The sequence below is a fragment of the bacterium genome, from assembly GCA_035454885.1.
Classification (GTDB): Bacteria; UBA10199; UBA10199; order JACPAL01.
The window spans coordinates 34,041-52,517 of sequence record DATIGE010000015.1 but is presented as its reverse complement, the minus strand read 5'-3'; the positions used below and the strand labels follow the sequence as shown (position 1 = coordinate 52,517).

The following is an 18,477-nucleotide window of genomic DNA, read 5'->3' as shown; positions in this document are numbered from 1 at the left end:
AGCTGATAGGCCTCTTAACGGTCGCCTTTTTGGCCGGATGTCCGTCTCCAGCAGCGCCGCCAAGTCCGCCCCTGGAATTGCCGACGAACCTTACCCTGCCGGAGAGCGTGACGATCGACATCCGCGAGACGCTGCCTCCGTCGGCGGGACCAGCCGCCCTGGCTTCCTCTACGAGCGGCGCGAGAGCCGTCCCGCGGGAAGCGGGGCTCAAGACGATCGAAGCGGGCGGGGAGTTTTCAGACGAGATCACCGCCATCTCGTCGACTGCCCAGGCCGGATTCGACCGGATCGACGCCATCCTTTCCCTCTTCGCCGGCCTCGTGATCCCGGCGAGCGAGGCCCCCGACGCGGTCCTCTCCTTCCCGGCGGGCGAGGCCTATATCGATTTCGGCGACTTCGACTTTTTGGGCACGGGCAAAACCCCGGGCTGCCCGGGACACAGCGCGGGCGGAAAAATCTGCATGCGGCTGTGGCTCAAGGAGGGCGGCCTCTTCCAGCGGGCCCTTTCCGCCGTCTTCGAATTTCCCCCCTCCCTCGAGAACAAGGGAAAGGGCGAGATCCGTATCCTCATGGGCGGCGCTGAGGATGGGTGTTACGCCGCCGTGAGGTATGATTTCATCAGCCCCGAGGCGTTTCAATCCTCCGAAACCTTCTTTGGTTGTCCCGGTGACGGGGTCCTGGGGACCGAGGCGAGCCACGCCCTCGTCACCTACGAGGCATTGGGCGACGGATGGGTCAAGACCGCCAACGCGGCCGGCGAAGGCTTCCAAGGGATCAACGTGTGGGAGGAGGACTTCGACGTCCTGCTCGGGATCTTCAACGGCGAGCTCTTCTGCGCGAACCTCTTCACGGGGGCCGCGCTGGACCTCGGCCACCCGCAGTGTCTGGCGATTCGGGGAGACACGGACCCCGGGGCGATCGAGCCGGCCGGACTCCCCGTCCCCGCGGACATCCTGCCCTTCGACTTCCCTTCGATCCCCCCGTTCCTGTGCAGCAACGCCCCCCTGGATGACGGCGACGTGTGCACCGACGATTCCTGCGACCCGGACACCGGAGAGGTCAGCCATGCGCCGATCGACATCGACGATGGGAACGCCTGCACGGTGGACGCCTGCGACCCGGATTCAGGCCCGGCCCATGCGCCCGTTCGGGTCGACGACGGCGACGTCTGCACCGTCGACTCCTGCGACCCAAAGACGGGGGACATCCTGCACGCGGCGGTCCCCATCGACGACGGAAAAGCCTGCACCGTCGATTCCTGCGACCCCCTCACCGGCGCCCGCCACGCGCCCATCGACACGGATGACGGCGACGCCTGCACCGCGGACTCCTGCGACCCCTCGACGGGGGAGGTCACCCACGCGTTCCTGGACGTTGATGGAGACGGGGTCTGCGACGCCTTGGATCCCTGTCCCGAAGACCCCTTGAATGACGCGGACGGCGACGGGATCTGCGATTCCCAGGACCCCTGTCCGGCGGACCCGTCCAATGACGCGGATCAGGACGGCCTTTGCGGCGACGCTGACAATTGTCCCTCGGTCGCGAACGCCGACCAGCAGGACTCGAACGGCGACGGCGTCGGCGACGCCTGCGTGCCCCTCACCGATTGCCCGGTCTGCGTCGAGACCATCACCTGGGACGGCCCGGCGCCCAAACAGCAGGCTTTGAATCAATGCGAACAGTTGATCGAGAGCGACGCCCTCCCCGAGGACCGCGAGCAGGACTGCTGGGCCAAGTGCAACGCCCTGGAGAGCAATTCGAAAAATCACGCCCTCTCGGGCGGAGAATGCATCACGGATTTCTGCGCGGCGGTCTATTACCAGTTAGACCGTGACTTGGTTTGCATGCCTTAAAGGATCTCAACGAGCCTCTCCCCCATCCCCACCTTGTCTCCCGCCTGAAAGAGGATTTTTTTGACCGAGCCGCTCCGGGGCGCATCGATCGTGTGCTCCATCTTCATGGCCTCGATGACGACGAGCGGATCGCCGGCGGCGACCTGTTGGCCCTCGACCACGAGGACCTTCCGGACGGTGCCCGGCATCGGGGCCGCCGCCTCCTCCGGTCCCGCCGCGCCGTGGGGGCGGTGCGCGGCCAGATAGACCTTTTTCCTCTCCGCCATGACGGCTTGGGCGCAGGCGTCGGCGCGGGACTTTTTCGCGGCCTCGATGATCTTCGGTCTTCAGATCGCTTTCCGGGGGAGAGGCCCCGCCCCGGGCTTGGGCCTCGTCCGCCATCCGCGAGTGGAGAGACCCAGCGTCCGGCTCCGAATAGACGGCAACGGAGGGGATCCGCAGCTCCCGGCAGGCCCGCGCGATGCGGACGGCAATCTCGCCGCGGTTGGCGATGAGGATTTTACGGAACATTCCAATTCGGCTTGCGCTTCTCGAGGAAGGCCTTCATCCCCTCTTGGGCCTCGGGAGAGGCGCGCAGGGCGGCGATCTTTTTGACGGTGTATTGTTGAATCGGATCCTTCGTAGGGACCGCGCTTCGCTGGCCCCTACCGACAACGCGTATCAACTCCTTGGCGTGCTTCACAGCCTCCGGACCCGATGAAAGCAAATGGCGGGCGATCTCGTTCGCGACGGTCTCGAGACGCTCCATGGGGACGACCTCGTGGACGAGGCCCAGGCGGAGCGCGACGTCCGAGGTGAACCGCTCCCCGGTCAGAAAATACCGCCGTGCGGCGGAGGCTCCCATCCGCGCGATGACGAAGGGAGAGATCACGGCCGGAACCAGCCCCAACTTGACTTCGGCCAGGGCGAACACGGTGTTCTCGAAGGCGACGACGACGTCGCAGGCGGCCAGGAGCCCGACGCCGCCACCGATCGCCGCCCCATGCACCTGGGCGATCGTCGGCTTCCCCAACTCGTTCAACGACTGCAGAAGCCTGGCGAACTTCAGGGCGTCGGCTTCGTTCTTTTTCCGGGAGGCTCCCACGAAGGACTTCATCCAGTTGAGATCCGCCCCGGCGCAGAAAAAATCCCCTTCGCCCGAGAGAATGACCACGCGGATGGTCGGATTCCGTTCCGCCGCCTTGAGGGCATCGGCGAGCTCCGCAATCAACTCGTCGTTGATGGCGTTCCTGACCTCGGGCCGGTTCAACTTGATGCGGGCGATCGGGCCGTCGTGGTGCATGAGAATTGCGGGCATCCGGCCTCCTCCCAAAAATCCTTTTGCCTTTCCGAACATATCCCAATATGAGGCAAAATCAATCTTCGAAAGGAGTCTCTCGGCATGATCAAATTCAGCAAGCATCAGCTCAAGATCCCAAAACTTCAGCGTCCCGTCTATCTCGTCACGGGCGGAATGTCTCAATTCGCCAGGGCCTTTCCCGAAAAACGGACCGAGGAGCTCTGCGTCGACGCCTTCAACATGGCCTGTGAGATGATCGGCAAGACCCCCGCGGAGCTCAAGGAATACATCCACTCCTGTTATTACGGGCACTTCGCGGACCACTTCGGCGACCAATTGCTGGGAGAGGCGGTCATCCATGACCGGTTGGGGCTCGATCCTTTGGGGAACGTCGGCATCAAGACCGGCGGGGCTACGGGAGGCTCAGCAATCTGGGAGGCGATGAAGGCGGTCGCCTCCGGATACTCCGATTGCGTCCTGACGATGGGCTGGGAGAGGATGGACGAGGTCCCCACCGACGAGGGGAATCACCTGATCGCCAGCGCGGCCGACAAGGATTGGGAGACGCCGCTCGGCCACATCTACACCGGCTACTACGCCGTTATGGCCCAGAAGTACTGGCAGGTCTACGGACGCCAGGAGGAATCCTTCCGGCGGACGATGGCCGAGATCGCGGTGAAGAACCGGGGCTACGCCGTTCATAACCCCTTCGCCCAGGGCCCGATGAGGATTACGGTCGAGGACGTCCTCAAGTCACCGGTCGTCGCCTACCCCTTGCGGGCCCTGGACGCCTGCCTCATGAGCGTCGGCGCCGCCTGCGTGATCCTGGCCGACGAGGAGACCGCCTTCAAACTCTGCAAGAAGCCGTTGCGGCTCTACTGCTCCGCCGGATCCCACACCCTCCGAGTGGCCGACCGGCGCGACATGGATATCCCGCTGCTCCCCAACGAAACGGAGGAAACCTACAAGGACCTCGACAAGAGATACCCCGGTGGAGAGCGTTATCCCGGATTTACCGGATTCCTCGCCGCCCGCATCGCGGCCTATTACGCCTACGGAATGGCCGGCGTCAAAGATCCGACGGAGGACATGGATCTGGTCGAACTCCACGACGCCTTCACGATCAGCGACATCCAGACCTATGAAGACATCGGGATCCGGCCTTATGGCGAGGGACGGACCTACGTGGAATCGGGCGACTGCTACCACACCAATCCGAAGACGGGCAAACCGGGGAAACTCCCGGCGAACCTCTCCGGCGGATTGATCGGCTGCCTGCACGCCGTCGGGGCCACAGGCATCATGCAGGTGATCGAGGTCATGCTCCACATCTGGAACCGCCACGGCGAGGTCCACGGGGACCCCAAGCGCTGGGCGGAGTTCGGCAAGGAAAAGCCGAAGGATTGGACCGATCTGCAGGTCAAGGGGGCCAAGCGCGGGCTGGCGATCAGCCACGCGGGAGTCGGATCGCACGTCACGTGCACGATCCTGGCCGATCCGGATCATCTACTCAAGAAAGACTAAGGAGCTCATATGCCCAAGACACCTGAAGAATATGCACAAGTGAGCGTCGAAGGGAACGTCTACCGATTCAAAGGCAATTTTCACAATATCGAGCCCAATCAGCCGATTCGAAACGCGGAAGGAAGACTTTGCGGGGTCACGAACCCGCGCGACATGACCTACGTCCACTCCTACGGCGCGGAGTGGGTCTTCTTCGATGGAATCGGAAAGGGAAAGATCCACGCTACCCGGTGCGACAATGCGAAGTGCGAGACGAAGGGGTCGGTTTATCTCCCCTTCCGGATCTTTTGTCCCGACTGCCTGTCGCGCAACACCGTTCTGGATGTAACCCATCAGGCAAGAAAGGGCGCCCGGATCTATTCCTTCATGATCACCGAGCGGACGGGCGCCTTCAACACCCTCAAGAAGCCGATCCAGTTCGTGAACGTCGAATTCGACGGGATTTGCACCATCCTGATGAGCTATATGCCGGTCGGCAAACCGGAGATGGAGATGAAGGTTGTCCCGATCTTCCGCACCAAGAAGCCGACCTACACGATCACCGATCTGGCGTTCGTCCCCCTCGGCACTCCGGCGGACAAGCTGCCCGAGGGCTTCACCTTCGAGTAACGGTGAGTTCGATCCTTTTTCAAAAAGAAGGCCCGGTCGCCTGGATCGTCTTGAACGACCCCGACCGCCTCAACGCCCTCTCCGCGGAGATGGGCGTCGCCATCGCCAAACTCGTCCCCCAGATCAATCGGGATCAAACGATCCGAGTCGTTGTCCTGACCGGGTCAGGCCGCGCGTTTTCGGCGGGCGGCAATCTGGACATCATCGAGGCCCGCGCTCGCAAGAAGGCGGCGGTGAATCGGAGCGAAATGCTGGGGTTCTACGGGCGCTTTCTATCGATTTTGAAAATCGAAGTTCCGGTGATCGCCATGATCAACGGCCCCGCCATCGGAGCGGCCTTCTGCATGACGATGGCCTGCGACCTCCGTACCGCCTCGACCGAGGCGAAGATGGGCGTCAACTTCGTCAAGCTCGGCCTCTCCCCCGGCATGGGGGCGACGTTCCTGCTGCCCCACGTCCTCGGCGCGCCCACCGCTTTGGATTTGCTGCTCACGGGCCGGACCGTCGGCGCGGAGGAAGCCCTGCGGAGAGGGATGATTCACCACCTCTTTGCGCCGGAGGTTCTCAGGGAAGAGACGGCGAGGATCGCACGGGAGATCGCACAAAACGCGCCGGTGGCCGTGAAGATCTCCAAACGCGGCGTCCTCAATCACAGGAACCAACTCAAAAAGTCGCTCCTGTTCGAATCCAAGGGCCAGTCCGTCTGCTTCAAGACCCGCGATCTGCTCGAAGGGGTCCAGGCCATCCGCGCCAAGAGACCTCCGGCATTTTCCGGGACCTAGCCCAGGCAACTTTTCCTTCGAAACTCCGATAATGCCCCTACGGAGAAATTTCCATGACCCTGTCCGTCACCCCCATGGGCTCGACGTTGCCTTGGACGGCGCGTCCGTTCCAACCGCTCACCTATGAGCGCCTGCACGCGGCCATCGACGGATTTCTCTACAACCCGGCGGTGCAGGCGGAGCTTCGGGCCTCGCTGAACGCATCCGCCGCTTTCTGGCGGCCTGGGGTCGGCGAGCTTTCACGACGGATCGCCCAGGACGCCGCGGATACCTGGGCCCGGAACGGGGCCCGTTTGGAGCGCGAGGGCGTCCAGGCCCTGCAGGGCGTCATCGACCGCTTTGTCTGCTCCGAGGATTACGGTTCCATCCAATCTTTGAGAATTCTGTGGGACGCGATCCCCTACGCAACCAGCCACACCGCCTACCCCCAGATTGCGACGCCCGAAGAAAGCGTCCTGGGCCACCTGGAGGGATTAAGACTCCTCCGGGAAAAATGGGGCCCCCGCGTCGCTGCCAATTGGCGCGAGGGGGACTTCGATGCACCGATCCGTTACGAAATCGGGAGGGAGTTTCACGTCCATTTGAGCCCCGGCAGCCATGAAACGGTGGCGGGAGTCGATTTCCGGCTCCATTGGGAAGGGACGGATGATTCGGGCGAGCTCCGGAATATCCTCTTGGCCGTGGTGGGCGTCGTTCGCCGCCGCGACGGTTTTGGGATCACATTGACTCAGGGAGGGTCGCGCCTGACCGAGATCAAGATCGACCGGAACGGGCGGAAAACCGACCTCCTGAAATTAACCCAGAAACGGTTCGGCCCTGACCCACGCGCCTGGCTGGTCGAAGAGGTCATCCGCTCCCTGCGTCGCGATTATGGGGATCCTCCGATTTACTGGCTGAGGGCCGAAAGGCGGGCACCCCTCTACGGACACGTCGCGGATCCCGACGCCCTTCCCTCCTGTCTCTTCGGGGGGGCCGGCCTGCTTTCCTTTCAAGCCCTCCGGGAGCGGGTGATGCACTCTCCCAGCGAGGAGGCCTCCCGTCTTTCAACGACCATCCGACGATTGGATGATATCGCCAGGTCCCTGGGTTTTTGCGGCGTAGGCGACGAGTCCTGGTGGGTCCTTCCGAGAAGGCGAGGCACGCTCGCCCTTACAACTTCCTAGGCTTCACGTTCTGATGAATCCAAGCGACCACGTCCCTGGTATCGGTGCCGGGCAGGAAGATCTCCTTGACGCCCGCTTTCTTGAGCCCCGGGATGTCCTCCTGGGGGATGATCCCGCCGCCGATCACGGTCACGTCGTCCATTTTCTTTGCCTTCAGCTGCCGGATCACCTCGGGAAAGAGGTGGTTGTGGGCCCCCGAGAGGATGGAGAGCGAGACGCAATCCACGTCCTCCTGCAAGGCGGCGTCGACGATCATCTCGGGCGTCTGATGGAGTCCCGTGTATATGACTTCGAAGCCGGCGTCCCGCAGGGCGCGGGCGATGATCTTGGCCCCGCGGTCGTGGCCGTCGAGGCCGGGTTTGGCGACTAAAATGCGCAGTTTTCGTTCCATCTAGAAATGTCCCGGATCCTTGTAGGTCCCAAAGGCCGCCTTGAACGTCTCGACAATCTCCCCCAACGTCCCATACTCCCGGACCGCGTTCAACACGTAAGGCATGAGATTCTCCCGCGTGGCGCAGGCCCTCTTGAGGTCGGCGAGGGCGGTCTCGACCTTTGTCCGGTTCCTGGTCTCCTTCACCCTCCGAAGCCGCTCCTTCTGATGCCTCTCCTTCTCCGGCGAGATCTTGAGGGTTTCGATGGGAGTCTCCTGTCCGATCGTAAAATCGTTCACGCCCACGATGATCTTTTCCTTCTTCTCCACCTGTTGCTGGTAGCGGTAGGCCGAGTCGATGATCTCCCGCTGGGGAAACCCCTTTTCGATCGCCTTGAGCATCCCGCCCATCTCGTCGATCCGCCGGATGTAATCCATCGCCTCCCTTTCCGTGGCGTCGGTCAGGTTCTCGACGAAATAGGATCCTCCAAAGGGATCCACGGTGTTGGTGACGCCGCTCTCGTGCGCGATGATCTGCTGGGTCCGGAGGGCGATGCGGACCGCCTCCTCCGTGGGAAGGGCGTAGGTTTCGTCCAGGGAGTTCGTGTGAAGCGATTGCGTCCCGCCCAAGACCGCCGCGAGCGCCTGAAGGGTCGTCCGGACGACGTTGTTGTACGGCTGCTGGGCGGTCAGGCTGACTCCCGCCGTTTGGGCATGCGTCCTGAGCATCCAGGACCGGGGATTCTTGGCCTTGAACCTCTCCTTCATAAGCCTCGCCCAGAGCCGGCGCGCCGACCGGAACTTGGCGATCTCTTCAAAAAAATCGTTATGGACGTCGAAGAAGAAGGAGAGCCTCGGAGCGAACTCGTCGACGTCCATCCCGCGCCGGACCCCCTCCTCCACGTAGGCGACGCCGTCGGCGAGCGTGAAGGCCATCTCCTGGACCGCCGTCGCCCCGGCCTCCCGTATGTGATAGCCGGAGATCGAGATCGAGTTCCACTTGGGCATCTCCTCCGCGCACCATTGGACCATGTCCATCAGGATCCGGACGCTGGGCTCGGGCGGACAGATCCACTCCTTTTGCGCGATGAATTCCTTCAGAATATCCCCCTGGATGGTTCCGCCGAGCTGGGAGGGTTTGAGGCCCTGCCTTTCCCCCACGGCGATATACATGGCCATCACGGCGATCGCCGGGGCGTTGATCGTCATGGAGGTCGTGATCTTGTCCAGGGGGATCCCGTCAAAGAGGACCTCCATGTCGGCGAGCGAGCTGACCGAGACGCCCTCGATCCCCACCTCACCGCGGGCGATGGGGTGATCGGCGTCGAAACCCATCAGGGTCGGCATGTCGAAGGCGGTGGAGAGCCCCGTCACCCCGTGATCGAGAAGATATTTGAAACGCCGGTTCGTATCCTCGGGGGTACCGAAGCCCGCGAACTGCCTCATCGTCCAGAGCTTGCCCCGGTACATCGAGGGATGGATCCCCCGGGTGAACGGATATTCCCCGGGCTCGCCCAAGTCCCTTTCCGCGCGGAAATCCCGAAGGGACTCCGGGGTATAGAGCCGTTCGATGGGGCGCGAGGAAAGGGTCGTAAACTCGGGGAGCCGCTCCTTCAATTCCTTTGCGGCCGGTTTCTCGGATGGCTGGGCCATGCTGTGATTTGTCCCGCGGGAGGCGGGCCTGTCAACGTCTTACTGGTGATGAGACTCAGCATCCCGATCCGGTGCAGGAGCAGGCGGCCAGGAGCTCCTCGGAGGCGAGGGCGGGTGTTTGATGCCAGGTACAGCGGATCAACGCGGGGCTTGAGCCCGTGCAGGTCGCGGTCAACTCGCCGGTCACGACGCTCGCCGCCGGAACCTCCTCCGAGGAGGACACCACCGAAAGGTCGGACAGGGTGACGTCGCAGGAGCCGCTCCGGACCACGCCGTCGAACGCCCACTGAAGCTTGAGTCCTTCGGGGGCCCGTGCGAAGCTTCCAAGCGCGGACATCTCCCCCCCGACGCCGTTGCATTCATCCAAATCGGCCTGGACCAGAAAGGTCCCGTCGATTGGACCCTCGCTCAGCCTCTCGTCGATGCTGGAGGATCCTTCAGGATCGCACAAAAGCGTGTGCTTGTAGGTGACGACGTCCCCGGCGACGGTCCCCAGCTTGAAGGCGACGGCGAGTCCCGCGGTGACCGTCTGGAACGCGGCGGAAAAGGCGTTCAGAGATCTTTCGACGCCTCCGATAAAATGGCCGCCGCCCGAGCGGCAGGCGGCGACCGTCAAGAAGAAGGCAAGAAGAAGGAAACGGCGCATTCAGCTTGAAGTATAAGAGAAATTCCTTTTCCGGTTTCCGAATTAGAACGTTTCGGAACCGTTGATGGTAAACGCCTCGCCACAGATGCGGACGCAGCCCGACATGCTCTGCGTAAACTCCCCGGTGGCAATGACGATCGTTTCGCTCGCCGCGAGATCGATCACCGCGGAACATTCGCTTCCGTCGCTGAGGGTGACGATCAAATTGTTCGAGGAAATTTGATTCATATCGAAAGTCGATTGTACGGCGGTTGCCGTCTGGGAGCCTTCCACGCCGAGTTCCCCGTCGATCGCCGCATCGGCTGCCTCGCTCCCGGCGTTGTAGTTATTGCAGTTCGCCACGAGCTCACCGCTATCGGAGGTGCCGTCGGAGGTCACCGCGCAGCTCCCACTCACATCGCCGGTCAGCGTAATGCTGTCGCCGGAAACACTCGGAAGACCGACCTCATTGCATTCCGCACTCGAAGTAGCGGCGATGGCGCTCTTGAAACTCTGAACGGTCTCCAGCGTCAAGGCGGCGCCGCTGCTGCCGAAGGCCGCGCTAAACGCGGAAAGCGCCAGGTTCACCGCGGCGTCCGAGGTATCCAGCGCATCGCTCGATGTCGCGATCACGGAGTTATCGTCGGCCCCTCCGGTCCCGCCGCCGCCGCTGCTGCCGCTATCGCAACCGGCGAAGCTGCCCAGGTTGAGCGCGATCATGAAGGCCCCCAGGCCCAACAGGCCCGAGATTTTGCTGAGTTTGTTCATGGTTTCCCCTCCTTGGTATCCTTGTTGACTGTCCTTGTTAACTGTCCTTGAGAAGGCTTCTGGCAATGACCAAACGCTGGATCTCGCTCGTTCCTTCGTAAATTTCCGTGATCTTCGAATCCCGGTAATACCGTTCCACGGGGTAGTCCTTCACGTAACCGTACCCTCCATACACCTGAACGGCCTTGGTGGCAACCCAACCGGCCGCTTCGGAGGCGTGGAGCTTGGCCATCGCCGCCTCCTTGGTGAAGGGGATTCCATGGTCCTTCATCCAAGCGGCTCGCCAGACGAGGAGGCGGGAGGCGTCGATCTTCACCGCCATGTCGGCCAAAAAGTGCTGGATCGCCTGGAAATTCGAGATCGTTTGTCCAAAGGCCTCGCGCACCTTGGAATAATCCCGCGCATGCTCGAAGGCGGCCCGGGCGATGCCGACGGCCTGCGTTCCTATGCCGATTCTTCCAGCGTCTAAGGTCGACATGGCAATCGCGAAACCTCCCCCCTCAGTGCCCAAGAGGTTGGCCGCCGGGACCTCACAATCCTCCAGGACGATCTCCGAGGTGCTGGAGGCGCAAATGCCCAGTTTTTTCTCGATCTTGCCGATCGAAAAGCCTTTGAACCCCTTGTCCACGATGAAACAGGAGATGCCCTTGTGCCGCTTTTCGGTGTCCGTCATGGCATAGACAACCATGGCGTCCGCGTTGGGGCCGTTCGTGATGAAATTCTTCCGGCCGTTCAGGACGTATTGATCCCCGACCTTCCTGGCCGTCGTCTTCTGGTTGGCGGCGTCCGACCCGGTCCCCGGCTCGGAGAGGGCGTAGGCCCCGAGTTTTTCACCGCTCGCGAAGGGCGTCAGGTATTTCTTTTTCTGGGCCTCGGTCCCGAACTTGAGGATGGGGCCGCAGTAGAGCGAATTGTTGACCGACATGGTGACGGCCGTCGAGGCGCACGCGACCGAGATTTCCTCGAGCGCGAGCACGTAGGTGAGCGTGTCCAGCCCCGCGCCGCCCCATTCCTGGGGAATCATCATGCCCATCAGGCCCAGCTCAGCCATCTTCTTGATGTGCATCGAGGGAAAGAGGGATTTTTCATCCAACTCGGCGGCCTTGGGCGCAACTTCCTTTTGCGCGAAGTCGCGAGCCATGTCCCGGATCATGATCTGTTCGTCGGTCAGCTTAAAATCCATGTGGCACCCTAACGGGCGAACACGAGGTTCGCCCCTACATTAAAACGTTTCGGACCCCGTCACGTCGAACGCCTCGCCGCAGATCGACACACAGCCATCCATGGAGACGCTCCCGGTCCCGTTGTCGTTGTTGATCGTGACGTCTGCCGAAAGGTTCAGGACGGCGGAGCAATTGTCTCCGTCCGCGAGGGTCATGACGAGCAGGTTGGATGTGATCGAAGAGAACGTGAATGTCGATTCATTGCCGACCGTGGCGGCAGAACCGGAAACGCCGATCAGGCCGTCCACCGCCGCCTCGCCGGAATCGACGCCGTCGTCGTATCTCGTGCAGTTGGCGCGCAGGATGCCGTCCGAGGCGTCGCCCTCGAATTTTACCGCGCAGGTGCCGCCAACGCCTCCGTTGACCGTCACGTTGTCCCCGGACGGGGACGGGACGTCGCCCGCCGCGCAACTCGACCGCGAATTCGCTTCGATGGCGTCCTTGAGCTTGCCCAAGATCAACCCGGCGTTCAGCCCGAGATCGAGGGCCGACCCCGGCGTGCCAAAGGACGCGGTGAAGGCTCGAAAAGCCACGTTCTCAGCCGCCGTCGCCGTATCCTTGGCGTCCTGTTCGGTGCCCACCACATTGTCGTCGCTGCCGTGACCCGCAATCTCGTCGGTGTTGCATCCCGAAACGCCTCCGGCGAAGGCGGCGGCCAACCAGGCCGCAAACAAACCGAAAGACGAAAGTCGCAGCAAGGATTTCATATCATTTCCCCTTGAATTGGGCCGGGCGCTTTTCCAGAAATGCGGCGAGACCCTCCTTGAGATCTTCGGTCACGAAGCATTTCGGAAAACTCGTCTTCTCCTTTTCCAGTCCCTGAGGCAACGAGAGATCAAAGCCTTCGTTCATCACCTGCTTGGCCATCTGCACGGCCACGGGCCCCTTTTTTGCAATTTCACCGGCCAGGGCGCGGACGTCGTTCAGGAGGTTTTCCGGGGCGCAGACCTTGTTGACGATGCCGTAATCCTTGGCCTCGGCCGCCGTCAGAATGCGCGCCGAGAAGATCATCTCCTTGGCGATCCCTTTTCCGGCCAAACGCGCGAGCCGTTGCGTACCGCCCCAACCCGGAAAGAGTCCGAGATTCACTTCAGGCAGCCCCAGCTTGGCCTTTTCGGAGGCATAGATGAAGTCACAGGAAAGGGCCAACTCCATGCCGCCGCCCAGACAGAAACCGTTCACCGCCGCAATGACGGGCTTTTTGCAGTGATCGACCGCGTTCATGGCCGCGTGGCCCAGGTTGCCGAATTCCACGGCGTCGGCTTCGCTCATGGTGCTCATCGCGGCGATGTCCGCACCCGCCACAAAGGCCTTCTCGCCGGCGCCGGTCAGGATCACCGCGCGAACCTCGGCGTCAGCTGAAAGTTGTCCAAAACACGCCCGGATGTCTTTCAGCAAATCGGCATTCAGGGCGTTCATCGCCTTTTCGCGGTTGATGGTCACTGTGGCGATTGGACCTTCTTTGTTCAGGATCAGGTTCTGATAGGACATTTTTGACCTCCGGATTAGATGCGTTCCACGATCATCGACACGCCCTCGCCCCCGCCGATGCAGAGGGAGGCCAGGCCGCGTTTCAGATTCAGATCTTCGAGGGCGTGAATCAGGGTGACGAGGATACGCGCGCCCGAGGCCCCGATGGGATGCCCCAGGGCCACGGCCCCGCCGCGGACGTTCGCGTTCTGCTCGGAGAGTCCGAGGATTTTATTATTGGCCAGGGCGACGGCCGCGAAGGCCTCGTTGATCTCGAAGAGGTCGATGTCCTTCGCGGACAAACCGAGCCTTTGGAAATTCTTCTTGATGGCCTCCGAGGGCCCGATCGTAAACCACTCCGGCGCCACCGACGCCTGCGCATGCCCGAGAATTCGCGCAAGCGGCTTGATCCCGCGCTTCTTCGCGGCGTCCGCGCTCATGAGGACCACGGCCGCGGCCCCGTCGTTGATGGAGGACGCGTTGCCCGCCGTCACCGTCCCGGCCTTGTCAAAGGCGGGCTTCAGCGTCGGAAGTTTTTCGACGCTGCCCTTCCCCGGCTCCTCGTCGGTGTCGAACAGGACCTTGCCCTTTCTGGTCTCGAGTTCAACGGGCACGATCTCCCGCTTGAAGACGCCGTCCTTGATGGCCTTCTGCGCGCGCGTGTAGCTCTGCGCCGCGTAGCGGTCCTGTTCTTCGCGGGAAATCTCGTACTTCTTGGCGCACATCTCGGTCGCGTTCCCCATGTGGAAGTTGTTGTAGACGTCCCAGAGGCCGTCGTTGACCATGCTGTCGATGATCTGCCCGTTGCCCATGCGGTAACCCGCGCGCGCCTTCGGCAGAAGATAAGGCGCGAGCGTCATGTTCTCCATCCCGCCGGCGATCACCACCTCCGCATCTCCGGAACGAATCGCCTGGTCGGCCAACATCACGGCCTTCAGCCCCGAGCCGCAGACCTTGCCGATGGTGAGACAGGGCGTGCCCTGAGGGAGGCCCGCGAAGATTCCCGCCTGGCGGGCCGGGGCCTGGCCCTCGCCGGCCGTCAGCACGTTGCCCATGATGACTTCGCCGACGTCCTCCCCCTTCAGGCCCGAGGCCTGCAAGGCGGCCTTGATGGCGATGCTTCCGAGCTTGGGCGCGGGGACCTCCGCCAGAGATCCCTGAAAACTCCCGATGGGCGTGCGTTTGGCGGCGACGATGACGGTTTCCATGAATTCCTCCGTGTCCTGCGGAAGCGAGACTCGCGCCGCTACCCGCGGCATAACCCTCGCCCTGCTCGTAAAGGTAGTTAATGGAACTTCGCGAGCAGAGTCAAGCTGAGCGCCGGAACATACGTAATGATGAGAAGGGCCGCGAACAAAATGAGGAGAAACGGCAGCGTATCCGCGAAGACCCGCGCAATCGGCTTCTTGAACCGGTAGCTGGAAAGAAACAGGTTCAGGCCGAACGGGGGCGTCAAGTAGCCGATCTCGAGGTTCGTGAGAAAGATAATGCCCAGGTGAACCGGGTCGATCCCGTACCCCCGGGCGATCGGCGCGATGATCGGCACCACGACGATGATGGCCGAGAAGATGTCGATCAGGCATCCGACGATGAGCAGGAAGACGTTCAAGACGACCAGGAACATCGCCGGGCTCGTGATGTACTTCTTGGTCAGCTCGAAGAGCTTCATCGGCACTTCCTGGTCGATCACGAAGTTCGTGAAGCCCAGGGCCACAGCCACGATGATGAGGATGCCGCCCACGAGGACCATGCTGTCCTTCATCACGCGCGGGATGTCCGTGAAGATCTTCAGATCCCGGTAGATGAAGACCTCGACGATGAAGACGTAGAACGCGCAGACCGCCGCCGCCTCCGAGGCCGTCGTGAACCCGCCGTAGATGCCTACCAGGACGATCAGGGGGAGCGGCAACTCCCAGGCCGCCGCCTGGATCGCCTTGAGGGCGTCCTTGACCTTGAATTTGACCCGCGTCGTGCTCTTGGCCCCGCAAATGACGGAATAGGTGCCCAGCAACAGGAGCAACAGGACGCCCGGCAGGATGCCCGCCACGAAGAGCTTGTCGACGTCCACCTGGCCGATGACGCCGTAGAGGATGATGGGGAGGCTCGGCGGGAAGAGAAGCCCGAGGCTTCCCGAGCAGGTCACCAGCCCCAGGGAGAAGCCTTCCTTGAAACCGCGCTTCTTGAGGATGGGATAGAGCAATCCCCCCAGGGCGATGATCGTCACTCCCGAGGCACCGGTGAAGGCCGTGAAGAAGGAGCAGGCGAAGAGCGTGACGATGGCCAACCCCCCCGGCATCCAGCCGAAGAGGGCCTGGGAGACGGCAACCAGCCTCTCCGGCGTCTTGCTCTCCGCCATCATGTAGCCCGCGAAGGTGAAGAGAGGGATCGCCACCATGGCCGGCGCCGACACGAGCTGGGTCATCTGAATGATGACGGCGGAGGTGTTGATGTCGACCGAATGAAATCCGAACAAAGAGGCCGCGCCGAAGATGGAGAAGAGCGGCGCCCCGAAGAGCGCCATCAAGATAATGCCGATGACGACCAAGGCCGTCATGCCGGTTTGCCTTTCACGAAATAGACCATGTCCTTGAGGATGCCGACCACGAGGTGGAACGAAATGAGGGCAAAGGTGGCCGGGAAGATCGTCAGAGTGTACCAGGACGGAAAGAGCTTCAGAAACTGTTCGCCCGTCGTCATCTCGTCTCCCAGAAACTTGAGGGAGGCCTGAAACAGGAACCAGCAAATCGTGATCGCGAAGGCCTTGACGACCATCGAGGAAAGATGGCGGAAGCGCTCCGGCATGTACTTGGTCAGGACTTCGAGCGTCAGGTTCTGGTCGAGCTTGGTCGCCAAGGACGCGCCCACGAATCCGACCCAGAGGACGAGCAGGCGGACGATCGAGTCCGCCCAGGGGATGCCCTTGTTGAAGACGTCCCTCATGACGACCTGGAGGAAGGCGAGGACGAGCATCGAAAGGAGGCCGACCGATATAAGAACGTTCTCGACCTTTCCGACGGCGTCATTGAGCTTCAGGAGGAATCTCATAGAAAAACGCCCCGCTCCTCGACGTGAGAAGCGGGGCGTTACCATTCTTTTCTAGGAAAACAAAACTAATTTTCGGCTATCGCTGCACCGCCGCCAATAGATCCGCGCTGTAGAGCTTGCCCACCAGCGACTGGCCCACCTGCTTGGAGATGCCCATCATCGCCTGCTTGTCGGCCTCCGCAACCTCTACCTTCTGAAGTCCCAGCTTCTGGAGGGAGGCGAGCGCCGCCTCGTTGTCGTGCCGGGTTTGCTCGACGATCTGGCGGCAATATTTCTGGCCGACTTCCTTCAGGATCTTCTGCTGGTCGGGCGAAAGCTTGGCAAATTCCGACTTGGCAACGACCAAGGCGCCGATCGAATTGACGATGGGAAGATCGGTAATGTACTTGACCTTGGAGGCCCACTGGAGGGCCACCGCGCCCATCGGAGGGGCGTAGACCCCTTCGATCATCCCGGTCTGAAGCGACGTCAGGACGTCCGCGATGGAGAGCTGCACGGGCGTCACGCCCATAGCGCCGTACATGGCCTCTGCGACGGGGTCGCCTTCCCATTGCCACATCTTGATACCCTTCAAGTCGTCCAGCTTCTTGATGGGCTTGTTGGACATGATGTACACGAAACCCGCCTCCGCCCAGCCGAGGAGCTCGACGGGGGGATTGCCTGCCTGGAGCGCCGCTTCCAGCTTGGGCGTCACGGCGGAGGTCTTGCTGTCGATCTCGCCCGCGCTCTTGAAGAGGAAGGGCACCTCCAATACGCGAACCGACGGGGCAATCTTGCCCAAACCGAAACCAGTCAACCCGCCGCAGCCCAATTGGCCGCTCCGGATCTTTTGCACGACGGCCGTCTCGTCGCCCTGAACGCCGCCGGAATAGATCTTGAACGCCACCTGGCCGTTCGTCTTCGCCTTCAACTCGTCGTTCATCGCGACGAAGATCTTGTCCCAGGCGCTTCCCGCCGGGGCGATCGTGGCACACTTGATTTCCTTGACCTGGGCCTGCGCGTTCGCGGCCACGAACACCGACGCCGCGAAGAACGCCATCGCGAGCGCGAATCGCATGGATCTGACTGACATAGAGGTTCCTCCCTTTTTAAGGTTGGACTCTTTAACACGAACGCGGGGGGCCCTGTAAATACAGGAGTTATGACGCAACGCGGCGTTTGGTCCACCGCCTCGGCCTAGTTGAAATATTGTGCGGCGTTATCCTGGAGATATTTCGCGCGCTGCTTCGCGAGCGCGTTGGCCAACCTTTGCTCGGGAAGGGCTTCCACGGAACCGGCGTTGATCTTCGCCAACATCTCGTCAAAGAGACCGCGGTCCATCGTCTGCACGGCCAGGAATTGCGCCTCCAGGGCGTAGACCATGAGACTCCGTCCTTGGGTCGCTCTCGCCGCGTCCTCGAAGCTCGTCAGGGCCTTTTTGGGGTCCCCGCCCAGCATGGCGGGGCGGCTGGCGTAGTAAACCCCGTAAAAGAGATGCGGGGCCCCAAAATAGAATCCCGGATAGACCTGGACGATCCGCGCCATCATCGCTTCCACGATGGGAAGGTCCGCGACGACCGTGATATCGTCCTTCGAGAGATTGATATAACTCCCCCAATTGAACGCCGTCCAAAAGACGGGCTCGATCTCATGGCGGGCATAGCCGTTCATTTTCTTGCGCACCTGGTCGAGCCCCTTCGACATCGCCTTGACGAGGCCCTCGTCCTTCCGTTTCAGCAGGTCCATGCCGTAGAGCTTGCCCTTCTTGTAAAAATTCTTCGCCCGCTCGGCGTACATGTTGTATTTGTCCGGTTCCTTGAACTGGTACTGCACCATCCGCGTCTCAAAAAAACCGAAGGCGTACGTCGCGTACGAACGGGCCAGCAGGTTCAGGTAATTCTTGTTGGACGGGTTTTGAAAATTGAAGACCTCGAGGGTCTTGATCATGGCCAGGCCCGAGACCTCGGCGGTGTCGACGTCCCCCTCCTGCTCGAAGATCGGCGCCCCCACCTTGAAGATGCCGGAGGTGAGGTCGGACGCGATCTTAGACGGGCTGCAGGAAGTCTCCAAGACACCCGCGATCAAAATGAGGAAGCCAATGACGCAGACAGTCAAAATCCTAAGTGTTTTCATA

General features: G+C 61.8%; 19 protein-coding genes and 1 pseudogene. 5 read left to right on the top strand and 15 right to left on the bottom strand.

From position 1 onward, the window contains the following. Positions 1-77: 77 nt before the first annotated feature. Positions 78-1,853 (top strand): thrombospondin type 3 repeat-containing protein, encoded by a 1,776-nt coding sequence (locus VLJ37_03540; protein HSA58738.1) that lies wholly within the window; start codon positions 78-80, stop codon positions 1,851-1,853. On the opposite strand, the gene VLJ37_03535 is transcribed toward VLJ37_03540, so the two are convergent. The 3 genes and pseudogenes from VLJ37_03535 to VLJ37_03525 all read right to left on the bottom strand — a co-directional run bounded on the left by VLJ37_03535 (position 1,850) and on the right by VLJ37_03525 (position 3,150). Further along, complete coding sequence (locus VLJ37_03535; protein HSA58737.1) at positions 1,850-2,119, bottom strand: acetyl-CoA carboxylase biotin carboxyl carrier protein subunit; 270 nt, start codon at positions 2,117-2,119, stop codon at positions 1,850-1,852. The genes VLJ37_03540 and VLJ37_03535 overlap by 4 nt on opposite strands. Before the next feature lie 121 nt (positions 2,120-2,240). Then, positions 2,241-2,363 (bottom strand): annotated as a pseudogene (locus VLJ37_03530) (biotin carboxylase N-terminal domain-containing protein). Further along, entirely contained in the window at positions 2,353-3,150 is a 798-nt protein-coding gene (locus VLJ37_03525) for an enoyl-CoA hydratase-related protein (GenBank protein HSA58736.1), read from the bottom strand. The pseudogene VLJ37_03530 and the gene VLJ37_03525 overlap by 11 nt, the downstream one beginning before the upstream one ends. An 84-nt stretch (positions 3,151-3,234) precedes the next feature. Here VLJ37_03525 and VLJ37_03520 point away from each other — a divergent pair, with 84 nt between their 5' ends. From VLJ37_03520 to VLJ37_03505, 4 genes are read left to right on the top strand one after another with little or no spacing between them, the layout of a single operon-like run. Then, complete coding sequence (locus VLJ37_03520; GenBank protein ID HSA58735.1) at positions 3,235-4,656, top strand: thiolase domain-containing protein; 1,422 nt, start codon at positions 3,235-3,237, stop codon at positions 4,654-4,656. Positions 4,657-4,665: 9 nt separating this feature from the next. Next, positions 4,666-5,265: a hypothetical protein gene (locus VLJ37_03515; protein HSA58734.1), complete on the top strand. Its 600-nt coding sequence runs from the start codon at positions 4,666-4,668 to the stop codon at positions 5,263-5,265. A gap of 2 nt (positions 5,266-5,267) precedes the next feature. Then, a complete protein-coding gene (locus VLJ37_03510; GenBank protein ID HSA58733.1) occupies positions 5,268-6,047 on the top strand; it encodes an enoyl-CoA hydratase/isomerase family protein in 780 nt (259 codons plus the stop codon). 53 nt (positions 6,048-6,100) lie between these two features. Then, positions 6,101-7,210 (top strand): hypothetical protein, encoded by a 1,110-nt coding sequence (locus tag VLJ37_03505; GenBank protein ID HSA58732.1) that lies wholly within the window; start codon positions 6,101-6,103, stop codon positions 7,208-7,210. Here VLJ37_03505 and VLJ37_03500 read toward each other — a convergent pair. From VLJ37_03500 to VLJ37_03445, 12 genes are all read right to left on the bottom strand, one after another. After that, on the bottom strand, positions 7,197-7,601 hold the full coding sequence (locus VLJ37_03500; GenBank protein HSA58731.1) for a cobalamin B12-binding domain-containing protein: 405 nt from the start codon (positions 7,599-7,601) through the stop codon (positions 7,197-7,199). The genes VLJ37_03505 and VLJ37_03500 overlap by 14 nt on opposite strands. Continuing rightward, positions 7,602-9,233, bottom strand: a complete 1,632-nt coding sequence (locus VLJ37_03495) for a methylmalonyl-CoA mutase family protein (GenBank protein ID HSA58730.1) — start codon at positions 9,231-9,233, stop codon at positions 7,602-7,604. Positions 9,234-9,288: 55 nt separating this feature from the next. Next, entirely contained in the window at positions 9,289-9,879 is a 591-nt protein-coding gene (locus VLJ37_03490; GenBank protein HSA58729.1) for a hypothetical protein, read from the bottom strand. Between the two features lie 42 nt (positions 9,880-9,921). Beyond that, on the bottom strand, positions 9,922-10,626 hold the full coding sequence (locus VLJ37_03485; GenBank protein ID HSA58728.1) for a hypothetical protein: 705 nt from the start codon (positions 10,624-10,626) through the stop codon (positions 9,922-9,924). Between the two features lie 37 nt (positions 10,627-10,663). After that, complete coding sequence (locus tag VLJ37_03480; protein ID HSA58727.1) at positions 10,664-11,809, bottom strand: acyl-CoA dehydrogenase; 1,146 nt, start codon at positions 11,807-11,809, stop codon at positions 10,664-10,666. 39 nt (positions 11,810-11,848) lie between these two features. Next, complete coding sequence (locus tag VLJ37_03475) at positions 11,849-12,556, bottom strand: hypothetical protein (protein HSA58726.1); 708 nt, start codon at positions 12,554-12,556, stop codon at positions 11,849-11,851. Between the two features lies 1 nt (position 12,557). Beyond that, entirely contained in the window at positions 12,558-13,340 is a 783-nt protein-coding gene (locus VLJ37_03470) for an enoyl-CoA hydratase-related protein (GenBank protein HSA58725.1), read from the bottom strand. A 14-nt stretch (positions 13,341-13,354) separates the two neighbouring features. Next, a complete protein-coding gene (locus tag VLJ37_03465) occupies positions 13,355-14,527 on the bottom strand; it encodes an acetyl-CoA C-acetyltransferase (GenBank protein ID HSA58724.1) in 1,173 nt (390 codons plus the stop codon). 77 nt (positions 14,528-14,604) lie between these two features. Then, positions 14,605-15,873 carry a TRAP transporter large permease gene (locus tag VLJ37_03460; protein HSA58723.1) on the bottom strand — a complete coding sequence of 423 codons (1,269 nt, stop codon included), beginning with the start codon at positions 15,871-15,873 and terminating at the stop codon, positions 14,605-14,607. Further along, a complete protein-coding gene (locus tag VLJ37_03455) occupies positions 15,870-16,364 on the bottom strand; it encodes a TRAP transporter small permease subunit (protein HSA58722.1) in 495 nt (164 codons plus the stop codon). Before VLJ37_03455 ends, VLJ37_03460 begins: the two co-directional genes overlap by 4 nt. Before the next feature lie 76 nt (positions 16,365-16,440). Beyond that, entirely contained in the window at positions 16,441-17,436 is a 996-nt protein-coding gene (dctP, locus tag VLJ37_03450) for a TRAP transporter substrate-binding protein DctP (protein ID HSA58721.1), read from the bottom strand. Positions 17,437-17,540: 104 nt separating this feature from the next. Continuing rightward, positions 17,541-18,476: a TRAP transporter TatT component family protein gene (locus tag VLJ37_03445; GenBank protein ID HSA58720.1), complete on the bottom strand. Its 936-nt coding sequence runs from the start codon at positions 18,474-18,476 to the stop codon at positions 17,541-17,543. Position 18,477: the final 1 nt, after the last annotated feature.